Genomic DNA, 25,443 nt, shown 5'->3' on the forward strand with positions numbered 1-25,443 from the left:
AGCTGAAGTAATTATGGCTTAAAAAGTTAAGCAAGGATCAGTGCGTTTAACTTGACAGTGGGAGTCATACCAACGCCGTTTTAAGCGGCAAATTACAGTTGGTTAAAATAAGTGAGGCACGAACAAAAAGCCAACTGTAATTTGTCCGACTTGAAAACCCTTGTTAGGCAGATTTTACAAAGCCACGTAATAAAGGCCAACAAAATAAAAATGATATAGCCCCATAAATGCTTGCTACAATATCATTTTTATCGAAGACAAAATTATCTAGCTCTGCTTGCCTAAACTCCCAGCATATTACGATAGTTAGACAGAATAGAGTACAAAAGGTAAACCATTTAAAAGGGTTTAACTTACCACTATATTTTTCAATTTTACTTTTGTAACCAATAAACACTGCAGGGAAGCAAAAGGCTGTTATAAAGTTAGGAGCTACGCCCAATAATAAGCTTATATTAGAACCTGTTTGATAGTTATCTCGAAAATAATGAACAAGCAAAATAAGTAATACACCAAGCACAACAAGAAAAGCTAAGTTCTCACTTTTTTTATTAACGATAATCACGACACATCCTTATCTGCCTAACGCAAAGCTAAGCGGAAAAATGCAGTTGGCTAAAATGTGCGAGGCACGAGCGCGAGCCAACTGTAATTTTTCTGTTTAAGCGCCTTGTTATGTGAATTAGCTACATGCTAATTTTGTTTGTTGTTTACAAGCTTTTTGAGCTTGTTCAGTTGATTCGCCCCCCATACAAAAATCTAACCTCAATGTTCTTTTTTCTGGTGCAGATTCTGCGATAGTTGAAGCAGGAACCCACTTCCATTTTTTTAACATTTTTCGAGAATATTTACCAAGATGCTTTTTAGGCAAAGAGTTGATGACCTCAACATTTTCAGTTTTTCCTGAATCTGAAATATCGAAAGACAAAACAGCACAACCCATTATTCCAGAACGAGCAAGCTCTATTGGATATTTGGGTGTGTTTTGGTTTGCACGTTCCCAAATAAAGCCACTAGTAGGAGCTACGTCTGTAACCTGTACGTCAGCATAAAAAGTCTTGTTTTTAGCTAAAGCACTTGCCGAGGCGATGGCAAGAACAAGTGGGATTAATGTTAAAGTTTTCATATACACTCCATTGTTTGAATTATTCACATAACGCAAAGCACACGGGTGACGACCGCGTAGCGGTTGGCATCCCAGCGGCCGCAGGCCGCGAGTGATGCGCCTTGTTAGCAGCTTAAATTAAAACCCGCGCGGCACTGCCGCACTGGCGAAGCTGAACAAATGCACCACTGTGCAAATTTAAAAACTTAACCAGCCAACTGCGACACAGCGAGCCAACCGGAACCAGTAAAACTATTTAAGCGAAGCCACAAAGAACAACGCTACCGCCACCACTGTTTGCAGCAAAACCCGCAAACTGGCGAACTTAACCTTTTGGCGCTGCCGCTAAGAAAACTACACGCGAGCAAGGCCGAACAAAACTACTGACTAAAGCCGTTAAAAGCCGAACACCTGCTAACAATTTAATAGTGCGCTCATCGCGCATATTTCTGCCGACGCTACGCTCATTTTTCTACATTATATAGTTTTAACAAATAACCTAAGGTATTACTATCACTAAGTTTTCTAAAATCTCAGATAAATTTAAATAAACCAATATGCGCGCAGCGCTCATTTTCATGAATATATGAGCAAAGGGCTATTTAGCTAATTAATTAACGACGATTTTTTTTGCCAATCTCAATGCCCGATTATCGCTCATACCTACATGCTAAGTTTAATCTAATAATAATGACTATAAACAAAACTTAGCACGTAAATTAAAGGTTATTGCTCATCGGCGTCGCGAATGCGTTCTTTACGCTCTTGCTCTTCATCAAAGGCGGCTTGAATTTCGTCAAGTACAGAATCTACATCTGCAGCTTCGCCATCGTCTTCAAATTCGCCACTGAGTTTTGAGTGCGGGGTTAAGTTAGCATCTGCAAACAGTGCCCACATTTCTTTGGCATATTGCGTATGTAATAACGCCGGTGCAAATTGGCCATAATAGCGGCGCATGTTATTTACATCACGGGTAAACATGGCTTCGGCGCTATTATTGGCAGAGGCGTTAACCGCTTGGGGTAAATCAATAATTACTGGGCCGTTGCTATCAACAAGTACATTAAACTCCGATAAGTCACCGTGAATAATCCCTGCGCACAGCATTAATTTGATGTAGTGCATCATTAATGTATGTTGCTCAATGGCTTGTTGCTCGGTTAAATCAACCGCGCCAAGTTGTGGTGCAACATCGCCTTCATCATCGCTTACAAGTTCCATTAGCAATACACCGTCAATACAGCCGTAAGTTTGCGGTACCCGAACACCTGCTGAGGATAAACGTGAGAGTGCGTCAACCTCGGCATTTTGCCAAATTTCTTCTTCTAATTGACGGCCATAGCTGGAACGTTTACCCATAGCACGGGCTTGGCGGCCACCACGTACTTTTCGTCCTTCTTGGTACTGTGCAGCTTTTTTAAAACTGCGCTTACTGGCCTCTTTGTATACTTTAGCGCAGCGAATGTCATCGCCACAGGCGACTACAAATACATCGGCCTCTTTACCGCTCATCAAACGGCTGATCACTTCATCAATAAAACCATCATCAACTAATGGCTGTAAGCGTTTAGGTATTTTCAAACGACACCTACTAAAAATACAGGGCTGGCTTTTTGTTTTGCTATGTGGTTCAAACGAGGCATACCTTTGGGGATTGAAGAAAGTTATAAATTATTAGTAAACTTTAAAGTTACATTTAATGACTAAATACGCTGCTAGAATAAGCGACTACACAGAAAAAGCCAACCGCCTTTTTTGCTTTTTAAACATTATTGAACAAGAGCCGAGATAAAACCAAAAAACGAGCACGGTTTAGCGTACTCGTTTACTTTACATTATTAAAAAGTGTTTAGAACTGCCACACCAAAGACGCCCAATAGCGACGGCCATCTTCAACATAACCGTACTCTTGCTCTGTGATCTCTTTATCAAGCAAGTTGTAAATTCCAGCACCAAGTTTAACGCTGTCACTTAGCTGATAATTAGCGCCTAAATTGGCAATGGTATAATCAGGGGCAATTAAACTACTTTGTGAAGGCCCTGTGGTAGGCTGGCTTTCTTCTCCACGATATTGCACACGTAACCATCCGCCTAACTTATCTGTTGGACGCCAATTTAAAGACGTTTGTAAACTATGTTTTGGTAGCTGATTAAGTGGGCTCCCTTTATATTCACCGGTTTTTTGCTCTGAGTCGGTGTAGGTATAACTGGCACTCACATCAATTTCAGTTGAAATATCGTAATCTACTGATAGCTCAATACCTTGGGTTATGGCTTCATCCACATTAATGTACGTAGTTGGCATGGAGCCAAACTGATTTGGGCCATCGGTACACTGCGTTAATGGGCAAGCTATACGGGTTATTTTGTCATCAAATTCATTATAAAAAACGGTTGTCGATATACTTAAATCGCGTCCAGAGTCATAGTAAACACCCATTTCATAGTTCACTGATTGCTCAGGCTTTAAGTCAGGGTTACCATAAATATTACCGCCACGACTCACTTGTCCCCACTGCGCAGTAGATTGGCGAATATTTGGCGCACGGAAACCCGTTGATATGCCGCCTTTGATGGTGATCGCTTTAGATGCGCTATAAACACCGTATAAACGTGGACTCCAATGACCGGCAAAATTGCCATCATGATCGTAACGCAGGCCTGCGGTAAGCTTAAAGTCATCCGTTGCTGCCCACTCGTTTTCACCAAAAACTGACCATTGCTCGTTTTCTACATGGGTTAAGTCGCTAATTTTATTACTTGTATAATCATCCAATGACTCTTTTAAATAGGTCGCACCAAACGTAGAGTTATGATCACTAAATAGCGGTAAACTCCAAGTTGTTTGAATGTCGGTATTTTCGACAAACATTTCACGTGAGTTATTATCAAACTTATCGTATTTAATGTAACTACGCGACGATCCAAAGTCATAAAAACCATTGTGTGACATAGAGTATGTTTGTTGCTCATACTCAGTAGTTGCTGATTCAGGGCAGCCACGTCGACCACAGCTTTCACCTGGAGCAAGCGCGGCAACTGTTTTGCCGAGGGTTTCGTCTAATGTTTGCTTTGCCGAGCCAAGTTCAAACATTAATTCGTGACTATCATTAGGTGTTAATGTGAACTTTGCTTTTACATTACTTTGTTCTTTGCCTCGAAATCCTGCAGTAAAATCATCTTCATTTCGCTTTGAAAATTGACCGTATAATTGCACGCCCAATAGATCTGGAATAATGCCACCAGAAGTGAAAAAGCTGGCTTGGTTTATATCACCTGACTGGCTTTGCTCTTGAATGGTGCTGTCTAAACGCAGTTCTCCATACCACTGCTCTGGCGCTTTACGGGTAATAATATTGATCACACCACCAATAGCATCAGAGCCATACAACGACGACATAGGGCCACGTATTACTTCAATACGTTCAATCGCTGAAATTGGCGGCGTCCAAGCACCTTCTACGCCCGGGCCATCACTATTTGGTCGTGTTTCTCTTGAACTTTGGCGTTGCCCATCAATAAGAATAAGTGTGTATTGGCTTGCCATACCACGCAAGCTAATATCTTTTCTGTCACCTCCGCCGGTCACTATTACACCCGGAATATCAGCCATTGCGTCGGTTAAGTCACGATAAAAGCGTTTTTCTAGCTGCGCTCTGTCGATAACACTAATACTTGCAGGTGCCTCTTTGAGCATTTGTTCGTAACCAGAAGCAGTGACAACCATTACTTCCATATCTTGTTTTTTTTCATCAGCAAAAGCAGGGTTAGCAATTGCAAAAGTACTTAAAATAAATGCAGTTACCGGCCTTAACTTACAACTTACCGTGTTCATGATATTTCTCCGTGACATTTAGCTTGTAAATGATAATAATTAGCGTTTGCGATAATAGTGAGAAGTTCCCTTCTTCTCAACGCTATTTTTATTAAAGCTAATTTAAGTAAGACTTAACGGTATGAGTGATAAGTTAACTAAAACCCTGAATATATTTGTTCGCACAGTGCAAACGGGAAGTATGAGTAAAGCTGCCGCAGACCTTTTAATGACAACCTCTGCAATTAGCCAGCAAATAAAACAAATAGAGCAAGATGTAGGTTTGAGTTTATTTAATCGCAGCCCTCGAGAATTAACGCTTACCGAGGCGGGTGAACTTTATTATCAAAGTTGTTTACAAATGCTTGCCGTTGCAACAGCTACATCAGAACAATTACAGCATTTACAAAATTGCCCGAGTGGGCAATTAAAACTAGCCGCCCCTGTCGGTTTTGGAGGTGGCTTACTAAGCGAGCCTGTAAAGCATTTAATTAGCCAATTTAATGATATAGATGTGCACTTAACGCTTTCTGACGAGCCGATTGATATGATCAGGACAGGTATAGATTTAGTACTGGCGATTGGCCCTCTCGAAGACTCAAACCTAATTGCACGCCAGCTCGCTAGTTGGCCATTAATACTGTGTGTTCATAAAAATCATGCACTAGCACAGCAACCAAAAATCACACTGGATGACCTAAAAGCGCATAACCGCATTGCACATATAGCTGTTAATCCGGCGCTTACGCACCTTACCCGCGGTGAAAGCACAACACTACCAAAAGCGCGTATTGCCATTAATAATATGCAAACTGTGATTCAATTTGTTCTCGACGAGTTAGGCTATGCTATTTTGCCAGAGCCTGAAGTACGTAATTTTTTAGCTACAGGAGAACTTTTAGAAATATGCACTGATTGGCAGCTTCCCCATTACGATGTATTTGCTCTAACGCCTGCACGCGACACGTTAGCAGCAAAGACAAAAGCTGCAATTAAAGCACTTAACGCATCATTTTCAGCTATTTAAATAACCTAAGTTCAGTTTAAGGCTTGTTTATAGTTAACTAATTGCAAGCCAAACTCCTACTAGCACCATTAAACTCCCGGCAATACGGTTCATCCACTTGATGTTATTGCCTTTAGTTAAAAATAACCGCAGGCTTTTACCACCTGTTGCGTAAATCATCATACAGATAAACTCTGAGAGCAAAATAATGGCCACCAGCACCGCTAATTGCGGCGCAACACTGTATTGCACGTTAATAAAAGGAGGTAATAAGGAAATCATAAACGCCCATCCCTTTGGATTGGCAATGGCGGTTACAAACCCCTGTGAAAATAATGAATATCGGCTCACGGCTGTTGTGTTATGCGTATCAACCGACATTTTTCCTTTTGCACGCCACATATTAATGCCAATGTAGATTAAATAAGCGCCACCTAGCCATTTTAAAATATCAAATGCACTGGGGTAATTAAGCATAACACTGGCTACACCAAGCACCGCGGCTACCGCAACTGTTGCTACACCGAGTAGTTCACCTATCATCATCCATAAAGTTCGTCGCACGCCAATACTCATGCCTAAGGTCATGGCCAGTGTCATACACATACCGGGTGTAATTGATACAAAAAAGAAGGTAGGAATAAATACCGCAAGTGCAGCTACATCAATCATTTAAAGCTCGCAATAAGTTAAAAATAAAATCGTGATAGGTTAATCCCAAAGGGTAAATGAAAAGAGCCAAAGATTAAAGACAAATGATCTGACCCGATACAGGAGACACGGGGTTTTAATTTATTGATTCATATTGCATGGGGCTCATATTGCAGAATTAGGCACTTCTTGGCCGTGGTTCATTAGCGTTGATTCATTAAGTTTCTCAATATAGAAAAATAGCGACATGGTTGCATATTCGCTTTGTAAAACATACTAAGCGCTTATTCAGCTTTACCACGGTAGTATTCACACCCTTGAACTTTAATAAATATAAGGTTATCAAAAAGGAGTAAGTTACATGGCAGCTACACCTAAAAGTACTTACGCGGTTACTAATGCGAAATCGGCTTTATTGAACCCTGAGCACAGTATTGAAGTAAGAGGCGCACGTGTTCATAACTTAAAAGATGTGGATGTAAACCTGCCCCGTAATTCACTTGTGGTGTTTACCGGTATATCGGGCTCGGGTAAATCATCGCTCGCCTTTGGAACATTATTTGCCGAATCGCAACATCGTTATCTTGACTCGGTTTCACCTTATGCACGCAGATTAATTGATCAGGTAGACGAGCCTGATGTAGATTCGATCGAAGGCCTGCCACCAGCGGTCGCACTGCAGCAGCAGCGTGGTGCACCCTCGGTACGTTCATCGGTGGGTAGTGTAACCACTATATCTAACGCGCTGCGAATGCACTACTCACGCGCAGGCGAATACCCCAAAGGGCAAGGCATACTTTATGCCGATGCGTTTTCGCCAAATACGCCACAAGGGGCATGCCCAGAGTGCCATGGTATTGGTCGCGTATTTAACGTAACCGAAGAGCTACTGGTGCCCGACCCCACTAAATCAATTAGGGATCGCGCCATTGCCGCATGGCCACCGGCTTGGCAAGGTAAAAATCTAAGCCGTATACTTACCTCTTTAGGTTACGATATTGATAAACCTTGGAATACCCTGCCTAAAAAAGCCCGAGATTGGATTTTGTTTACCGACGAAACCCCCACAGTGCCAGTGTTTCCCGAGTACACGCTTAAGCAAACCCAAGCTGCTATTAAAAATGAAGAAAATCCTAGTTACATGGGTACGTTTTCGAGTGCTAAACGCTTTGTTTTACAATCGTTTGCAAGCACTCAAAGCCCGCGTACTAAAAAGCGCGTGTCGCAGTATATGCAAGTATCATCGTGCCCACAGTGTGATGGTAAAAAACTCAAAAAAGAGTCGTTATCGGTTAAAGTCGCAGGCTTTGATATTGGTGAAATTTCGCAGTTAACACTTAGCGAACTTGCGCAAACATTAAGTATTGCCGCTAGCAAGCCTGCTAAAAGTAACGCTGCAAATCCAGAAAAAGCTATAGTGGCAAAGCGTATAGCAGGCGATATTCTTAAACGCGTTGAAGCGTTAACTAAGCTTGGTTTAGGGTATTTATCACTGGAGCGCACAACCCCATCGTTATCGCCAGGGGAATTACAACGCCTAAGGCTTGCAACGCAAATTCGCTCAAAGTTATTTGGTGTAGTTTATGTGTTAGATGAGCCATCGGCAGGTTTACACCCTGCAGATACGCAAGCCTTATTAGCCGCATTAGATGAACTAATAGCCGCTGGTAACTCGGTTTTTGTGGTTGAACACGACGTAAGCGTTATTCGCCATGCCGATTGGGTGGTCGATGTAGGGCCAAATGCTGGCACACACGGCGGTAATATTGTTTACAGCGGCCCTGTTGAGGGTTTAAAACAAATTAGCAGCTCACATACTAGCCAGTATTTATTTAAAAATGAAGAAAATCACCTAGCTCACATACAACACAAACAACGCCGACCAAAAGCATGGCTGTCGCTTAAAAATATTGAGCGTAATAACTTACAAAAACTCGATGTAGAATTTCCACTTGGGGTTATTACAAGTGTTACGGGGGTATCTGGCTCAGGTAAATCGAGCTTAGTAGGCCAAGCGCTTGTTGAACTGGTTTACGATGCACTTGGGCAAAAATCGCAGCCACAAATACCAACAGACAACGCTGAGCTGCTCGAGCAAGAGCTCGACATAACAACCGAAGGACAAATAACGCAAGGCATTGAGCATATAAAACGCCTTATCACGGTTGATCAAAAAGCCATTGGCCGCACACCTCGTTCAAACCTTGCAACTTACACAGGCTTATTCGATCATGTACGAAAATTGTTTGCTAATACCAATGAAGCAAAAGCGCGTAAGTACGATGCCGGTCGTTTTTCGTTTAATGTTAAAAAAGGCCGCTGCGAAAACTGCGAAGGTGTAGGCTTTGTTAGTATAGAGCTGTTATTTTTACCTAGTGTCTATTCACCCTGCCCTGTGTGTAATGCTAAGCGCTACAACCAGAAAACACTCGAGATTACATATAAAGATAAAACCATTGCCGATGTGCTTAATTTAACGGTTGAGTCGGCGCATACATTTTTTGACGATGAGCCCGCTATTGAACGCGCGCTAAATACACTGCTACAGGTAGGCCTTGGCTATTTACGTTTAGGGCAACCCGCTACTGAGCTTTCAGGTGGCGAAGCCCAGCGTATAAAACTGGCCACTGAACTACAACGTGCTCAGCGCGGCGATACGCTTTATGTTTTAGATGAACCAACCACTGGTCTACATCCTAAAGATGTGGCCATGTTAATGACGCAGTTAAATGGCTTAGTTGATGCTGGCAATACCGTTATTATGGTCGAGCACGATATGCAAGTAGCCAGCAACAGTGATTGGGTTATTGATATTGGCCCAGGAGCAGGCGACGAGGGCGGGTATATAGTTGCACAAGGTAAACCTGAAAAAGTGGCAAATGTAAAAGCGAGTAAAACAGCACCATTTTTACTGAAATAGTTAAAGAATAACGCTTTTAATTTTATAAAAGCGTTACCTATAGAGTAGTTAACGCTTAAAATAACTTCTTGGGATGAATTCAATATCTGCAATTCAGATTAATTTATACACGCCGTTTTTATTTTGATAACCAATTAGAAATAGCCTCGCCTATTTCATTCGGCGAATCTTCTTGAAGATAGTGGATACCGCTCACGGTTACCTCAGCTAGGTTTGGCCATGTGCGCACAAAGTCTCTTGCGTAACCAACTAAAAAAAGCACCTGGTTCTGCATTAATAAATAGCTTTGGAATATCATGAGAGTTGGCTAAATAACTCGCATAGCTTTTTACTAAAGCGACAGTATCGGCAGCCTCTCCGGCAATGGGAAGTTGGCGAGGCCCTGCTAAAATTGCACGGCGATCCTCCCCTGGATTTATAAAGGGTCTACGATATTCGTCGTGTTCTTTTTGCGTTAATTGACGCGAAATAGTCGCTGGTAATATTGTTTCAATAAATAAGTTATCATCAAGCACCATTTTTTCACCCTCAGCAGAGCGCAAGGTGCTAATTGGGCCATGTAAGTCCTTAAGAAAGTCATCCCATGTTGGAAAATCGGTAACAATTGCTTCCATTAAGGCAATCGCTTTTACTGCATCACGATGTGTATTAGCCCAGTTAAAACCAACACCAGAGCCCCAATCGTGCAGTACTAAAGTAACATTACTGTTCACGCCCAACGCTTCTAAAAGTGCAAATGTGTATTTGCTGCTTTCATGGGTGTTATCTAACTTTTTCGAATCTCCTAATCCAATCATATCGATAGCAATTAAACGCCCTTTTCCTTGTAAATATGGCATAACATTTCGCCAAAGGTAGCTAGATGTAGGATTACCATGTAAAAACACAATAGGATCGCCTTCGCCTTCATCTATTTAGGCCATTTTTTTTATCTAATATAGTTTTAAACTTTTTTGTATAACGTAATGTTTCTGAATCATTTTTTATTTAATTGATATACATGACTGAATCACACAATAAACGAGCGTACTTAACTTGTCACTATATTTATGTGATCGAATCACATACAATTGAATTTATGAAAAATGAAAAATACATATCAAATTTAATCAGCACGTTTGCCACCTTTGTTTCTAATGACATTGAAAAGCAGATTGCCGAATTAGGCGGGCGAAGCTTAAGCCACGAATCGGCACTCGTCACTATTTACAACCACCCAAATGAAACCATAGATGTACTGAGCAAGGTTTTAGGCTTAACGCACTCTGGTGCGGTTAGATTAATAAATACGCTTGAAAAAGAAGAGCTTGTAGAGAGGCGTAAATCGGTAAAGGATGCTCGCTCTGTTGTTTTATACGTAACTGATAAAGGAAGTCAAAGGGTTAAAAGAGTACTAAACAGCCGAGAAACAGCCACCTCTAAAATACTAAATAGCTTTAATGATGAACAAAAACAAAGCTTTTTAAGTTTGATAGAACTAGCGCTTAGCAGCCTAACAAGCGAGCAGATAGAAGCCCGTAAAATATGCAAACTATGTAACGAAGGTGTATGTAGAAAGCGTGGTTGCCCAGTAGAAAATGCTATTAAATAAAGTACACCCCACTTAAAAATTTATCCAATAAGTTAAAGAATGATAACAGCCACTTTAGTCGTTTTTCTTACATGAAATTAGGTAAAGATGGATTCGATTATAGTTATAAAATTCATGCATCTTTTTAAATTGTAAAGGTATTCCCCCCTTGTACCTTTTTTAAAATAAGAAAAAAGAACCGTTTTAATGAGAGTTTTTAGCTATAAGGTTGACCCATCTAGTTACAAGTGTTAAAAAGTGAAAATGAACACTAACTTAATAAAGGAATAATTGTATGATAAAGGGAATAAAAATCGCTTTAGTATCAAGTGTAATGCTCTCTGGCTGTGTAGTTACTGAAACTATTAATGGAGGTATTGCTAGTTTAAATAACTCTTTCACAACTGCTGAATTACCTATTACATACACAAAAGCGGCTAAAGAAAGTGGCACTGAGAAAATGAAGCGTCTTGCAGTTATTTCAAATAACAGAAACGCAGCTACAGGTATAATTGAAACAAACCTTTCAAATATTCGTGTGAATGGCCAACCTTACTTTACCTTTGTTGATAAAGCTTCTCTTAGTAAAATTATAGAACAACAACGGTTTAATGAAAGTGATATCAGTAACTCAAAAAACAGAACCCGCCTAGGTAAACTTACAGGCGCAGATACACTTATCACTGCTGACTACACTGCTGATGTAGATACCTCTACTTACTACGAAAAAGACAGTGAATGTATACAAAAAGGTGATAAATGGTACAAGTGTGAGAAGTCTAGAGAAATAACCATTAAGTGTTCAGAAAAAATTGCGAAAGTAAATTTTAAACCTAAGGCTGTATCTGTAGAAACAGGGCAAATTGTTTTTACTAAACAATATTCACGCCTATCAAGTAGTAAAGTATGTAAAGGTGACGACCCTCATCCATCTGACTCTGTATTACGAGGCAGAGCACTTGCCGCTGTAATAGAAGAATTAAAACAAGATGTTGCACCACACCAAGTGACTAAAAATGTAAAGTTGATGGAATCTGATGATTCAGATTTAACTGATAAAGCAGAAGAGTTATTAGACCTCGCTGTTGAATTTGCAGAAAAAGACATGCCTGACCACGCCTGCAAAACCTTTGCAAAAGCTCAAAGCCAGTATTCAGAATCACTGGCTATAAACTACAACAATGGTGTGTGCGCAGAAAGAGCGAATGATTTAGAATTAGCAAAAGCATATTATGAAAAAGCGAGCAACTTAACATTAGACGTTGACGAACTTAAGTTTGTTATTGAAGGCCAAACACGGCTTGTCGAGCGTGAATCGGATAATGCAAAGCTAACTCTAGCAACAACTTCAAACCGTTTGTAATTTAAGTTAAGGCCTACCAATTTTGTGTTAGGCCTTATTGCTGTTGGTAAAACTATGACTACTAGAACATCCTCACTACTATTAGCGGCAATAGCGCTAAGTCCTTTCCTTACTAATGCAGCATCACATTGTAGTTGCAGCTCATACTATGCAAAGAATGCCCAGCCTAAGTGGGTAGGAATAGATATTGTTGATGATGAAAAATTAGCTAGCTCAGGCTCTTCACAATGCTCTGGTTTAAAAACAATTGATGAACGTCGGTCAGCTAAAAATGCGCGTGAAGAGCTCGCAAAATTACTAAGTACTGATATTTCAGTGAAAGAAATAATTAAAAACACCTCATCAAGCACAGTAAGCCATTCTGATTACAAATCGGTGATTGAGTCTCAAACCAATCAGCTATTAAAAAGCGCAAAAGTATATGATCGTTATGTAGACCCTATTAACTGTACTGTATATGCAGCTATTTCAATTAGTAAAGCCGATCTTGAAGAAGGCCAACAAGAAAAAATAAAACAACAACAAGCAATGCTAGGCGCAAAAAATAGTTGCTTAAAAGTAACGGGCGAAAATAGCTCTCAACTTACAGAGTTACTCACTGAGCAACTTTTACAGCATGGATATAAATTAACAAACTCGGCTTGCGAAGTGACCTATTTAGTTAAAAACTCGATAATAAAAGCACAAAGTAAACTTGTAATTACACAGTTAAAACTTCAAATAGATACACAAAGCAAAAAGTCTATTTGGCAACAACGTTTTGAAGGAAAAGGTTTGAGCTACTCTAAACGCTCAAAAACCGAGTTAATTCATTTAGCCAATCAAGACAGCACAACTAATTTAATAAATAGCATTGTAAAGTTAAAAAATACTGCTATCGATTCTTATTAGCGATTATATTAAGCCATGTTTTAAACAGTTATATTTAACACTGATAAACTATATTTTAAGGATGAAAATGTCTGTAGGAAATAACTTAGAGCCTGAGGCTAACACTGAAGAAAATAAATCTTTGTTAGCTAAATTGAAAGGTTACTTTATTTTACTTATGGTTACTTTAATGGGTCTTGGAAATTGGGCCGATAGTAAAGCACTCATAATTGAAGGGTACAACGGATTCATTACTCACTTTACGAACCAAATCGAAGAAAAAAAGATTACTGCGCTAGATATTGGCAACTACTTACCTTACGCTGAAAAAAAAATAGGTATTCCGCAAGTAATTAAAACATCATCTTTGAATACTGATTACGAATATAGGTATTACAAAAATACGAAATATTTACTCACACTTATTAATAAAAATACTCGTATAGTCGGCATCGCCGTACATAGCTTAAAATACGATAAAGCTATGGTACCGGAATTTACACCCTTAATACCTTTTAATAAAAAAATGCTCAGAGTTAATAGTCTAAGCGATGTTATAAAATCAAGTAACGAATTTTATTTTGATTCTCATAATATTAAATATTATATGCAGTCAAAACAGTTAAATGCTCAAGGTATGTTTTTGAACCTTAGCGTTGGCTTTAGTAACTACGCACCATTACTTGATGAAACGCAAAAAGCTTTATTTAAACTTGATGAGTTAATGCTTACTCAAGATGACGAAAAAGCCTTAGCTAAAACAACCGAGATACTTGCTAACACTGCGGCTACATTTTATGCAGTATCTGAGCTATCTAGTGAATACATCTCTGATTCATTACTGACCAAGTATGAATTTAACGCTTATTTTTAAGGATAAAAAATGCGTCACACTTTATTATTTTTTGCTTTATTTAGTGCTTACAGCGGGGCTACCACGCCGACGTTCGAAGAATTTAAAAAACAGCAACTTGCAAAACAAACCACTTTTAAAAACGATCATCAGTTGGAATATCAAGCATTCAGACAAGCATATCTCGAGGAATACGATAAATTTAGAGATAGATTATTGCAAAACTGGTCAAGACCTGTACAAAGCTCATTATTAGAACGTGTTGAATATAGTGCGGATAAAAAAACACGTATTATTATTGATGAACAAAATTCGACCGTGACTGTACAAACACTTGAAGACTCAAATGAAACAGGACTAAAAGCGACTTCTCAAGAAGAAGCATTAACAACAAATCAATTGTTAAATAATGTTAAATTATCGCCGGTTTTAACTGATATTTTTAAAGACCTTAGCTTACTCGATAAAGCAGTAAAAACAGCAAAAGTTGATATAAAAGCACAGCCAGACAAACATGAAAGCGAAGTCGCATTAATTAATGAAATTACTTCTCAACACGAGCAATCATTGAGTAGTTTAGATAAAAACGAGCAATTACCTAAAGCACAAATTGATATCCAAAAAGAGCAGCTTACCAAAGAAAAAGAACAACGTATTAGTAATTTAAATAATGCGCTAAAAAAAACAAAAGAGCAAAACCTTACCTACAAACGCATTAAGTCGCATACTTTCGCTCTACCCGATACTTATTTACAAAAAAAAGTAGCGCCTTTTGTTACTTATTATAGCCAGTTTTCTAAAGACCAATTATCTTTACTATTAGCTATTTCACATGCTGAGTCGTCATTTGATCCTAATGCAAAATCGCATATTCCAGCATTTGGATTAATGCAAATAGTGCCAAACTCAGCAGGCTTAGATGTTGCTCGCAAACAATTTAAAAAGGATATAGCTCCTACAGCTAAAGAATTATTCGACCCAAAAACTAATATAACTTACGGTGCTGGGTACTTAGACATTTTAACGACTCGATATTTGCGCAAAATTAATAATCCCATAAGCCGAAGATATTGTGCCATTGCAGCTTATAATACTGGCGCTGGTAACGTAGCTAAAGCATTTAACTTAAATAGAAGTACGAATATAAATAAAGCGGTAGCCTTAATAAACCAATTAGATAGCGAAGGTGTATACGCACAACTTATAAATAATTTACCGTACGACGAAACAAAAAAGTACTTACAAAAGGTAAGTAAATTAGATATTCAATATCAAAAAAACTTAGAACAATGGAACCTTAACAATAAGGAAGTAAATCATGCGAAATAAACTTTTAATATTGGCAGTTGCTGGAGTTATTACAGCATGTGGTACAACACCACAAAAGTCTCAACCTCTTGCTGAAAACGATTCTGTTCCAAGCTGGGTTTTACAACCTACAGCACCCGAGGGCGGTTTGGCTTCATCTAGCTGTGTAGTATGGACGGGAAATATGGCTGCAAGTAGAGCACAAGCTATTGCCAATGCACGTGCCGATCTAGCAACTCAAATTAGTGCTAAAGCGCAAGTAATGGATACACTAATAAACAAACAAACCCAACAGCAAGACTCAACGACGACTAATTCATCATTTACGCAAATAAGTAAACAGGTAGCTGAGCAAAGCTTAGTAGGGGCTATTGCTAAAGAAATTGGTTTTGCTCGCTTAGATGGAAAGAAACAGTTATGTGCGCTTGTAACTATGGAAAATACTAAGCCTTTATTTGATAAATTAATCGAAACGTCAGGAAAGAATTTAAGCCCTAATGATGAAGATATGCTTTATCGTGAATTCAAATTAAAAACAACAACTGATGAGCTTAAAGCGCTAGATAAATAAGCGTTTCATAACAGCCCTAATATAAGTTAGGGTTGTTATATTAATTAAATAACTACAATAAATTACCCTAGTATTAACCAAACCCCCACTAGCACCATTAAACTCCCGGCAATACGATTCATCCACTTAATGTTGTTGCCTCTACTTAAAAATAACCGCAGGCTTTTTCCGCCTGTTGCGTAAATCATCATACAGATAAACTCTGAGAGTAAAATAATGGCCACCAGCACCGCTAACTGTGGGCAACACTATGTTTTACGTTAATAAACGGAGGTAATAAGGAAATCATAAACGCCCAGCCCTTAGGGTTGGCAATGGCTGTAACAAATCCTTGCGAAAAAAGTGAATAACGACTCACTGCGGTGGTGCTTTGCGTATCAACCGCCATTTTACCTTTAGCACGCCACATATTAATGCCAATATAAATTAAATATGCGCCGCCCACCCACTTTAAAATAGCAAAGGTATCGGGGTAATTAAGCATTATGCTCGCTACACCTAATACCGCGGCTACTGCGACTGTTGCTACACCGAGTAGTTCACCTACCATCATCCATAATGTTCGGCGAACGCCAATACTCATGCCTAAGGTCATGGCCAGTGTCATACACATACCGGGTGTAATTGATACAAAAAAGAAGGTAGGAATAAATACCGCAAGTGCAGCTACATCAATCATTTAAAGCTCGCAATAGATTAAAAAATAGTGTTAATTATGAATGAAAGGGTAAAGGAAAAAAGCCAAAGGTGAAAGATAAAACAACTATCAGTAAGGTAGAAATAACGGCTTCGAGGATCGGGTTAAGAGCACCGAGCTTAGCCTGAGGTTCTAAGCCCGAAACTCGAAGCTCGAAGCCTATAACTCGGCGCAAAGTGCCGTGAGATTGAGAGGGGATATTCTTAATCTCACGGCATAATACACTATTGAATGAGTTGTTCTTCCATATCAACTGGTTCAACGTTATCACTTAACAAATACTTATCAAGCCACTGCTCTTGCTCCCACAGTACATGTAATAAGCTTTTACGGGCACGGTAACCGTGAGCTTCGTAAGGAAGCATCACTAAACGCGCTTCTTTACCCAAGCCTTTAAGTGCAGCATACATACGCTCACTTTGCATTGGAAAAGTGCCTGAATTAGGGTCCTCTTGACCGTGGATCATTAACATAGGTTCGTTAATTTTTTCAGCATGGAAAAACGGCGACATGTTTGCGTACACACTTTGTGCTTGCCAAAAATCACGTTCTTCACCCTGAAAACCAAACGGCGTCAATGTGCGGTTATACGCACCACTGCGGGCAATACCTGCCTTAAATAAATCGCTATGTGCTAATAAATTAGCCACCATAAACGCACCGTAAGAGTGCCCTGCAATAGCAATGTTATCTTTATCGGCAATGCCCTTTTCAACCAGTACATCAACCGCTGCTTTAGCGCTAGAAACCAGCTGTTTTCTAAAGTGATCATTTGGCTCACTGCCATCAACGCCTACAATCGGCATTTTAGGATCGTCAAACACCGCAATCCCTTTCGCAAGGTAAGGCATAGGGCCCCAATAACCTATGTAGGTAAATTCGTATTCAGATTCACGCACTTGTGATGCAACTGCTTTATCTTTATATTCAAGTGGATATGCCCACATCAATACCGGTAATGGCCCTTGTGTTTTGTCATATCCTGGTGGTAAATAAAGCGTACCTGAAAGCTCAACACCGTCATCGCGGGTATAACGTAACTGCTCTTTGGTTACGCCTTTAAATGCAGGGTAAGGGTGCTCAAACTGAGTAAGCTGTGTTAGCGAGCCTTTATCTAAATCGCGAATGAAAAAGTTTGGCTGCTGCGTTTTAGACTCACGAATAGTAATGAATTTTGTGCCTTCATCATCTAACAATGCACGGACACGCTCGTAATAAGGCGCTGCTGATTGCCATAAACGTTTGGTGCTATTCGTTTTAACATCGTACTGATCTAAAAAAGGAATGTTTCCTTGCTCAGACGCGCCATCGCCACGTAAGTAGATGTAACGTCCGCCAACAACTTTTATTACGCTAACACCTAAATCGTTACGCTCGTAAATTGCACTCCCTGGATCTTTATAGGCATCGTTATAACTGCGCTCTGAAAATAACACGCGGTTACTATCGGCATTACGTGGTTGAATTACATAAGTGCGCACTTGTCGATCACTAAAACGCCAATCACTTAGCATGGCAATATTATCATTACCCCATTGTATGCCAGCAAAACGACGCTCTACTTTGGCAAATAATTTAGGGTCGCGTTTAAATGGCGCTCGTAAACTGTAAAGGTAGTCATGATATTCAACCTCAGTTTTCATATCACCGCCATCTTGCGCCTCGGCCCATATGACTTCAGCACCTTGATCGGCTCGCCACTCAAAATCACGACGACCGGTGCGTACACTGTCGTAGCCTTGTGGAATGTTGTCGGCAAGGGGTTGCTTTGCCAGCTCTACTAATGCATAGCCACGCATTCCCCATATTTGCCATGTAGTTGCAAAACGACTGTAAGGGACTTGATACGAAAATGGCTCGTCGATGGTCGCGACTAAAATATTGGTTGAATCAGGCGAAATTGAAAACGATTTAAATAAACCGGCACGGCCAATCGGCTGTGCTTTACCATCAAGCGTGATATACGCTAATTGACCTTGACCATAAAATTTAAATTGTGCTTCATCAAACGGGCTGGTCAATAAGTTTTGATAAGTCCTTGCTGGGGCTTTTTCGCCAGTGCTTTGTTGAATAACCGGCACTGTACTTTGAGTATCATTGGTTAATCTTGGTTTGTCTAAGTTTACCGCTAAATTAGCCACAATCGCCGTGCTATCGGGTAACCACTGATAAGGTGTAGCAGTTAGTACAGAATTAAGTGCAAGCTCACTTAACTGCTTAGCTTGTTTGGTTTTAACGCTATAAACCCATAGCCGTGCGTTATCCGGTTGTTCAACAATAAACGCTAAATGTTCGCTATTTGCTGACCAACGCGGCGAGCGAATAATCCCCTGAGGCAAATTATTAACGTTTATTACTGTTCCACTTTGAACATGCTTAAGCTCTAACGCGCTGTACTTTGCACTTACCCGTGAGCGTGAAAAGTTAGCAGGATTAAGCTTAATTCCCGCAAGCTTAAATTCTTCTTTGGCCAGCTCATCAAGCGACACAACACGCTTGCGTTCAAACAGAGCAAGCCACTGACCATCATTCGATAAAGAGCTAGTTGGTGCTAACTTAGCATCTACGAGTGCAGCAAGCGCCGGTGAAGGGGTTTGATATCCTTGCTCTGCATAACTTGCAGGCAATAAAACAATGCAGCCTACCAAGGCAATAAATAGCCTAAAAGCATTCATGTTTTCATCCTTTTTTATTGTTAAATATTACCCGCTATATAAACACGTTTTACCTTGTTCATAAAGTGTTAAGCAAGGATAAAATCAGCTAAATGATGCTTAAGTAAGGCGAATAAGTTAAACTACGCGACTATTTACTTATCGTTACTGTGTTGTCGTTATGTACTTTGGCTTAATAAAACGCAGCGTATTTACACTGCTGAAAAAGCACGCAAATAAACTAGGGTCTATTGACCTTTGCGGATTATAATTTGTTCAAACTAGGGGCGGTTTAATCGCGGCGCGAAGTTTGTAACCTAGTGGGCTAAGTAAAAACCGAGCAACAAAGAGTAAATCGCCCCTAGGCAGAACCCTTCGGGCAGCGCCTGTTTGGTATTGATGCTGCGTTATCGCCTATTTGTGGGGAACAACCACACCACATAGGCTCTGCCTTGCCTAAATACCAAACAGAATGCTGCAAATTTAACCTTGAAAGGTCAACAGACCCTAATAATAAGAGATCTAGCCAATGAAAAAAGTGCTGGTAATTGGCTATGTATGGCCAGAGCCCAATTCGTCTGCTGCGGGTACGCACATGATGTCGTTACTTAATGCGTTTAAATCGCAAAACTGGGATGTTGAATTTGCTACGCCTGCACAACCTACAGAGCACATGGTAAATCTGAACGATTACGGCATCACCAGTCAAAGCATCGCACTTAACTGCGATAGTTTTGATGATTACGTTAAAGCCTACAACCCAGATATTGTTATGTTCGACCGTTTTATGATGGAAGAACAATTTGGCTGGCGCGTAGATAAGCATTGCCCAAATGCACTTAAAATTTTAGACACCGAAGATTTACAATGCCTGCGCAATGCCCGCCATGAAGCCCATAAAGGTGAGCGTGAATTCAACCATAGCGATTTACTATCAGACATAGCTAAACGTGAAATAGCCGCTATTTTACGCTGTGACTTAAGCTTAATTATCTCAAGCTATGAGATGGAACTACTCAATGAAGTGTTTAAAGTTGAGCCTAGTGTGTTACATCATTTACCATTTATGGTTGATTTAAGCGACTTACCTGAGCAAACTAAATCGTATGATCAGCGCCAACACTTTATGACTATTGGTAATTTTAGGCATGCCCCTAACTGGGATGCAGTACTGTATTTACAAAAAATTTGGCCGCTCATCCGCAAACAACTACCGCAGGCAGAGCTGCACATTTATGGCTCATACCCACCACCTAAAGCCACCGCACTCAATAACCCTAAAACCGGTTTTTTAATTAAAGGCTGGGCAGATGATGCTTATGAAGTAATGCAAAGCGCGCGCATTTGTTTAGCCCCGCTTCGTTTTGGTGCTGGCATAAAAGGCAAACTTTTAGAGGCCATGATCATGCAAACCCCAAGCGTCACTACCCCAATAGGTAGCGAAGGTATGCATAACCATTTACCATGGCCTGGGGCTATCACTCAAAATGCAGAAGAGTTTGCAAACGCTGCTGTCTCAATTTATACCAATCAGGCTGAGTTTATAGCTGCACAAAAAGCTGGTAATGAGTTACTTCATACACTTTATGATAAAGCGCAGTTGAGCCACAATTTAATCGAAAAAATTCAATTAGTAAGCCAAAATTTATCGGCGCATAGAATGAAAAATTTCACCGGTCAAATGCTAAAACATCACACCATGCGCAGCACACAATACATGTCGCAATGGATAGCAGAAAAAAATAAAAAATAACGGTGAGAAATGACTAGACAGACGGCGATTTGTGTTTAAAATCGCCGCAAATAAACTTGGGCAATTTTAGCATTATTGCCTATATTTTTAGCTTAGTTATTTAATAGTTGGTTCAAAACAAATTTGAAAACCGCAACGTTTACAGAAAAACGCAAATTTATCGTTAAATTGGGCAAAATGCTTCATAAGTACGGTACACCGGCATATCGCCTAGAAGCCCATTTAATGGAAGTGGCGACTTACCTCGGTCTTAAATCATCGTTTGTCATGTCGCCAACATCGGTTACCTTTGTTATTTGGACTGATGGCCACGAAGATGAATACACCCATGTTGCCCGCGTAGACCCTGGCGATCATGACTTAGGCTCACTTGCAGATACCGATGATCTCGTTAATAAAATGCTTAATGGTGAATTAACGTTGCAAGAAGTTGATCAGCAACTTGATATCATTTTTGATGCCCCAAACCCTTACAATAGAGTGATTACAGGTATTGCCTTTGCTACCTCTGGCGGCGCATTTGCAATGCTTATGGGCACCAGTTGGAATGACGTGCTGTGGTCTGGTTTATTAACCTTTGTTGTTTATTTATTTGTGCTGTGGTCGGCACGTTCCAAGCGCGTTGCCCACATGTTAGAACCCTTAGTGGCCATTGTTTCAGCGGTACTGGCGTGTGCCATTAGCGTTCATTTAGATGCGCATATTAATATTCGTTTAATTGTTCTGTCGGCCATTATTGTGTTTATTCCAGGCCTAGCACTGGCACTTGGTTTAGCTGAACTCGCAGCGCGGCATTTAGTATCTGGCACAGCACGCATTATGGACTCGTTTATGTTGCTGTTTAAACTTTATTTTGGTGCATTTATTGGTATTGCTATTGGCTTTGCTATTTTTGGCCAAGCTGATTTTGTACAGCCAGAGCCACTGCCTAAATGGACAGCTTGGTTAGCTATATTTTTACTATGTAGCAGCTTAATTGTGATATTTAGAACTAAGTTTAAACATGCTGCTTGGTCTATTGCTTCAGGATTTATAGCCTACGGCACCAGTATTGGCTCCGCCATGTATTTAGATTACACGCTGGGTACCTTTGTTGGCGCATTTTCTGTCGGTGTATTTAGTAACTTATTTAATCGAGTTGCTAATGCCCCTGCTTCCATTGTAGCTATGCAAGGCTTAATTGTGTTGGTACCGGGGAGCAAAACGTACATAGGTTTAAACTCACTCATTGAAGGTCAAGACTTTGTTTATGCTGAACATATTGGGCAGCAAACGTTTTTAATATTTATGTCACTGGTGGCAGGACTTATTTTTGCAAACGTGGCGCTTCCTCCTAAAAAGAGTCTATAAATGTATGCGCGGTATTGCACAAGAATCACTTCACTTAACGTCCTCTTTTGAGGATTAATCGCATTTTTTAGTATATTGGTTACACATTGTTATAATGAGGTAAATCTTATAAAGCAAAGGAAATAACAATGCTAAAAACTAGCTTAGCGCTGGCAATTGGGCTTTCAAGCTCAGTTGCATTTGCGCAATCGGCCATCACTGTTGAAGACATTCCAAAAATTAAATCTGTGATCCAAACCAGTGTTAGCCCAGATGGCGACAACGTTGCGTTTACACGATCGTTACCGCGTACATTATATGTTGATGAGAACGGCAGTAATTACAGTGAACTTTATGTTGTTGATGATAAAGGCGTTGAACGTCCTTTTATTACCGGCTCGGTTAACATTAAAAGCATAGAATGGTCAAACGACAGTAAAACAATTTACTTTTTAGCGAAATTAAAAGACGATAAATTTACCTCGCTTTACCAAATACCTGTTGATGGCGGCCAAGCACAACCTGTTCTTGCTTTAAAAGACACATCAATTTCAAGCTACAAATTAAGCCCAGACAACAAACAGGTGGCTATTTTAGCGATGCCTGCAGCAGACAAGTCAGAAAAAGAACTTAAAAAACTTGGCTTTAAAGCTGAAGTATATGAAATGGGCTTAAATAACAAGCAGCTTTTTATTGTTGACTTAGCTAAAGCGGATAAACCACTTACCCCCACCGCACTCAACGTTGATAATTACGTGAGTGATGTTAACTGGGCTGCTAATGGTGAAAAGCTACTGGTTAAAACTCAACCTACCGCATTGATTGATGATAAATACACAAAATCTATGTGGCATTTGTTTGATATTGCTAGCAATAAAGTAACCTTATCGTTTAAAACTGAAGGCAAGCTAGGTGATGCAGAACTGTCGCATGATGGTAAATACATTGCTATTTTAGGTGCAGAAGATAAGCACGACCCTGCAACAGGCCGCTTATTTATTGCTGACACTAAAACCGCTGAAATCACTGAATGGTTACCTGACTTTATGGGGCACGTTGTTGATTTTGAATGGTCGCATAAGCGTAATACACTTAACTTTATTGCCAATGTAGGCACGCAAAGTTTTGTAGCGAGCATTAAAACGGGCTCTAATAAATACAAAAAATTAGTCAAAGAAGGTGAATTTATTGCCTCACAATTGAGTGTTTCAGATTCAGATAAAACACTCGCACTTCGTGGTAATACCGCAAAACACCCTAACGAAGTGTTTATTGTGCGCAGCAATAAAGCAACACGTTTAACCGATTCAAATAGCTGGTTAAATGATAAACGCTTTGCCAAGCAAGAAACCATTACCCTTAAAGCACGCGACGGCGTTGAGCTTGATGGTGTGCTTGTTTACCCATTAAATTATGAAAAAGGCACACGCTACCCACTGATTATGTCGGTACACGGTGGCCCTGAAAGCCATGATAAAGACGGCTGGGTAACTAACTACTCGCGACCAGGTCAAATGGGTGCAGCACGTGGCTATGCGGTGTTTTATCCTAACTACCGTGGCTCTACAGGAAAAGGGGTAGATTACTCAAAATTAGGCCAAAACGATTACGCAGGTAAAGAGTTTGACGATTTAGTTGATTTTAAAAATCACCTTGTTGATATGGGTTTAGTAGACACTAAACGTGTTGGTATTACTGGGGGATCTTACGGTGGTTATGCATCGGCGTGGGGCGCAACAAAACTAACCGAACACTTTGCTGCAAGCGTTATGTTTGTGGGTGTCACTAACCAACTGTCTAAATTTGGTACTACTGATATTTCTAACGAAATGAACCTAGTTCATGCGCGTTCATACCCATGGGATAAATGGCAGTGGTACTTAGAGCGCAGCCCTATTTACTGGGCAGGCCAATCTGAAACACCTCTGCTTATTATGCATGGTAAAGACGACCCTCGCGTTCACCCTGCACAATCTATGGAGCTTTACCGCTACATGAAAGTGCAAGGTAAGGATGTACGTCTTGTTTATTACCCAGGTGAAGGTCATGGTAACCGTAAAGTGGCAGCGCAATACGACTACAGCTTGCGTTTAATGCGCTGGATGGACAACTATTTAATGGAAGGCAAAAAAGAGATGCCAGCGTTTGAAATTGACCATGCTGCTAAGTTAAAAGAAGTCAAAGACGCAAATAAATAAGCACTTATAAACGCGTTTAATTTTAAAAGGCCAACATAAAAATGTTGGCCTTTTTTATAGGTCTAAATTGGCGAGCACGCATCCTTAGTGACATAGCACAGCTTATGTTAAACTCTTGGCAATTATTTTGTTAACTGCTAATTTTACTGCCATGTCAAACCCTGCTAGCTGCTTTACCGTTTTTGATGAAAACGTCGATTCCCTTGCTCTGCCTGAGCAGTTTACATTTCCATTTTATTATAAACCGCACCCTTTGGCCGTTGTCGCTGCACAGCAATTACAACAGCAATTAAAAAAGCTAGATAAGGCTATTTTAGATACGGATGATATTGATGCGGGTAAAATGTTTGGTGTGCTAGTCGTTCAAAATCAGGCGCAACAACTGGGGTTTATTAGCGCCTATTCGGGGCAAATAGCGGGCATAGATGAGCAACTGAATTTTGCACCTAATGTGGCACTTAAACACATAGACGATGCTGTATTTAGTCAGCAAAGCCAAATCATTAACGCCATTAATGCGCAAATTACGGCATTAGAAAACAGTGAAGATTATCAAGCCATTGAGCAGCAATTAGCTACAGCACGTAAAAATTATGAACAGCAACTTGTAGCCAAACAACAAGCCATGCAAGTGACCCGCAAACAGCGAAAAGAGCAACGCCAAACTGGCCAAGAGCAACTCAATGCCGATGACTTTGAACAACTTAACCTGAGATCTGCTTAAGCGATAACTAGTGCGTTGAGCTCTACGTCAGTTAAATTAAGGTGTGGCTTATTTTCT

The 25,443-nt window shown here is 40.2% G+C and carries 19 protein-coding genes and 1 pseudogene; 12 read left to right on the forward strand and 8 right to left on the reverse strand.

Features of this window, described 5'->3' with window-relative positions; translation table 11 throughout:
• Positions 1–163 precede the first annotated feature (163 nt).
• The 4 genes from AAEY57_RS13830 to AAEY57_RS13845 form a co-directional block, all read right to left on the reverse strand.
• Complete coding sequence (locus AAEY57_RS13830; protein WP_350608077.1) at positions 164–565, reverse strand: hypothetical protein; 402 nt, start codon at positions 563–565, stop codon at positions 164–166.
• A 117-nt stretch (positions 566–682) separates the two neighbouring features.
• Positions 683–1,126, reverse strand: coding sequence for an energy transducer TonB (locus tag AAEY57_RS13835; protein ID WP_350608078.1), 444 nt, complete (start codon positions 1,124–1,126; stop codon positions 683–685).
• 705 nt (positions 1,127–1,831) lie between these two features.
• Positions 1,832–2,686, reverse strand: coding sequence for a PA4780 family RIO1-like protein kinase (locus AAEY57_RS13840; RefSeq protein ID WP_350608079.1), 855 nt, complete (start codon positions 2,684–2,686; stop codon positions 1,832–1,834).
• A gap of 268 nt (positions 2,687–2,954) precedes the next feature.
• The gene (locus tag AAEY57_RS13845) at positions 2,955–4,940 is read right to left on the reverse strand and encodes a ligand-gated channel protein (RefSeq protein ID WP_350608080.1); all 1,986 of its coding nucleotides are present in this window, start codon (positions 4,938–4,940) and stop codon (positions 2,955–2,957) included.
• 121 nt (positions 4,941–5,061) lie between these two features.
• Between AAEY57_RS13845 and AAEY57_RS13850 the strand changes: the two genes are divergently transcribed.
• Complete coding sequence (locus AAEY57_RS13850; RefSeq protein WP_138765089.1) at positions 5,062–5,946, forward strand: LysR family transcriptional regulator; 885 nt, start codon at positions 5,062–5,064, stop codon at positions 5,944–5,946.
• 33 nt (positions 5,947–5,979) lie between these two features.
• On the opposite strand, the gene AAEY57_RS13855 is transcribed toward AAEY57_RS13850, so the two are convergent.
• A complete protein-coding gene (locus AAEY57_RS13855) occupies positions 5,980–6,597 on the reverse strand; it encodes a LysE family translocator (RefSeq protein ID WP_033103267.1) in 618 nt (205 codons plus the stop codon).
• Positions 6,598–6,937: 340 nt separating this feature from the next.
• Here AAEY57_RS13855 and uvrA point away from each other — a divergent pair, with 340 nt between their 5' ends.
• The gene (uvrA, locus tag AAEY57_RS13860) at positions 6,938–9,496 is read left to right on the forward strand and encodes an excinuclease ABC subunit UvrA (protein ID WP_138765090.1); all 2,559 of its coding nucleotides are present in this window, start codon (positions 6,938–6,940) and stop codon (positions 9,494–9,496) included.
• 203 nt (positions 9,497–9,699) lie between these two features.
• Here the strand turns inward: uvrA and AAEY57_RS13865 are convergent, their stop codons facing one another.
• Positions 9,700–10,383 carry a haloalkane dehalogenase gene (locus tag AAEY57_RS13865; protein ID WP_249365175.1) on the reverse strand — a complete coding sequence of 228 codons (684 nt, stop codon included), beginning with the start codon at positions 10,381–10,383 and terminating at the stop codon, positions 9,700–9,702.
• 113 nt (positions 10,384–10,496) lie between these two features.
• On the opposite strand from AAEY57_RS13865, the gene AAEY57_RS13870 reads away from it, so the two are divergent.
• From AAEY57_RS13870 to AAEY57_RS13895, 6 genes are all read left to right on the forward strand, one after another.
• Positions 10,497–11,087 carry a MarR family winged helix-turn-helix transcriptional regulator gene (locus AAEY57_RS13870; RefSeq protein ID WP_249365176.1) on the forward strand — a complete coding sequence of 197 codons (591 nt, stop codon included), beginning with the start codon at positions 10,497–10,499 and terminating at the stop codon, positions 11,085–11,087.
• A gap of 274 nt (positions 11,088–11,361) precedes the next feature.
• Positions 11,362–12,429: a hypothetical protein gene (locus AAEY57_RS13875; RefSeq protein WP_013463050.1), complete on the forward strand. Its 1,068-nt coding sequence runs from the start codon at positions 11,362–11,364 to the stop codon at positions 12,427–12,429.
• A gap of 54 nt (positions 12,430–12,483) precedes the next feature.
• Positions 12,484–13,320 carry a TonB-dependent receptor gene (locus tag AAEY57_RS13880; RefSeq protein WP_138765091.1) on the forward strand — a complete coding sequence of 279 codons (837 nt, stop codon included), beginning with the start codon at positions 12,484–12,486 and terminating at the stop codon, positions 13,318–13,320.
• A gap of 67 nt (positions 13,321–13,387) precedes the next feature.
• Positions 13,388–14,173, forward strand: a complete 786-nt coding sequence (locus tag AAEY57_RS13885) for an ETEC_3214 domain-containing protein (RefSeq protein ID WP_013463048.1) — start codon at positions 13,388–13,390, stop codon at positions 14,171–14,173.
• A 9-nt stretch (positions 14,174–14,182) separates the two neighbouring features.
• Positions 14,183–15,481, forward strand: coding sequence for a transglycosylase SLT domain-containing protein (locus AAEY57_RS13890; protein ID WP_013463047.1), 1,299 nt, complete (start codon positions 14,183–14,185; stop codon positions 15,479–15,481).
• Positions 15,471–16,031 carry an LPP20 family lipoprotein gene (locus AAEY57_RS13895; protein ID WP_013463046.1) on the forward strand — a complete coding sequence of 187 codons (561 nt, stop codon included), beginning with the start codon at positions 15,471–15,473 and terminating at the stop codon, positions 16,029–16,031. Before AAEY57_RS13890 ends, AAEY57_RS13895 begins: the two co-directional genes overlap by 11 nt.
• A gap of 62 nt (positions 16,032–16,093) precedes the next feature.
• On the opposite strand, the pseudogene AAEY57_RS13900 reads toward AAEY57_RS13895, so the two are convergent.
• Positions 16,094–16,710, reverse strand: a pseudogene (locus AAEY57_RS13900) (LysE family translocator).
• Between the two features lie 242 nt (positions 16,711–16,952).
• Complete coding sequence (locus tag AAEY57_RS13905; protein WP_138765092.1) at positions 16,953–19,403, reverse strand: S9 family peptidase; 2,451 nt, start codon at positions 19,401–19,403, stop codon at positions 16,953–16,955.
• Between the two features lie 508 nt (positions 19,404–19,911).
• On the opposite strand from AAEY57_RS13905, the gene AAEY57_RS13910 reads away from it, so the two are divergent.
• From AAEY57_RS13910 to AAEY57_RS13925, 4 genes are all read left to right on the forward strand, one after another.
• On the forward strand, positions 19,912–21,135 hold the full coding sequence (locus AAEY57_RS13910) for a glycosyltransferase (RefSeq protein ID WP_016900608.1): 1,224 nt from the start codon (positions 19,912–19,914) through the stop codon (positions 21,133–21,135).
• A gap of 123 nt (positions 21,136–21,258) precedes the next feature.
• Positions 21,259–22,485: a threonine/serine exporter family protein gene (locus AAEY57_RS13915; RefSeq protein WP_016900607.1), complete on the forward strand. Its 1,227-nt coding sequence runs from the start codon at positions 21,259–21,261 to the stop codon at positions 22,483–22,485.
• Positions 22,486–22,613: 128 nt separating this feature from the next.
• Positions 22,614–24,662: a S9 family peptidase gene (locus AAEY57_RS13920; protein ID WP_036955082.1), complete on the forward strand. Its 2,049-nt coding sequence runs from the start codon at positions 22,614–22,616 to the stop codon at positions 24,660–24,662.
• A 127-nt stretch (positions 24,663–24,789) separates the two neighbouring features.
• Entirely contained in the window at positions 24,790–25,386 is a 597-nt protein-coding gene (locus AAEY57_RS13925) for a tRNA pseudouridine synthase (RefSeq protein ID WP_350608081.1), read from the forward strand.
• Positions 25,387–25,443: the final 57 nt, after the last annotated feature.

This window comes from Pseudoalteromonas sp. MER144-MNA-CIBAN-0113, assembly GCF_040308965.1.
GTDB lineage: Bacteria > Pseudomonadota > Gammaproteobacteria > Enterobacterales > Alteromonadaceae > Pseudoalteromonas > Pseudoalteromonas tetraodonis.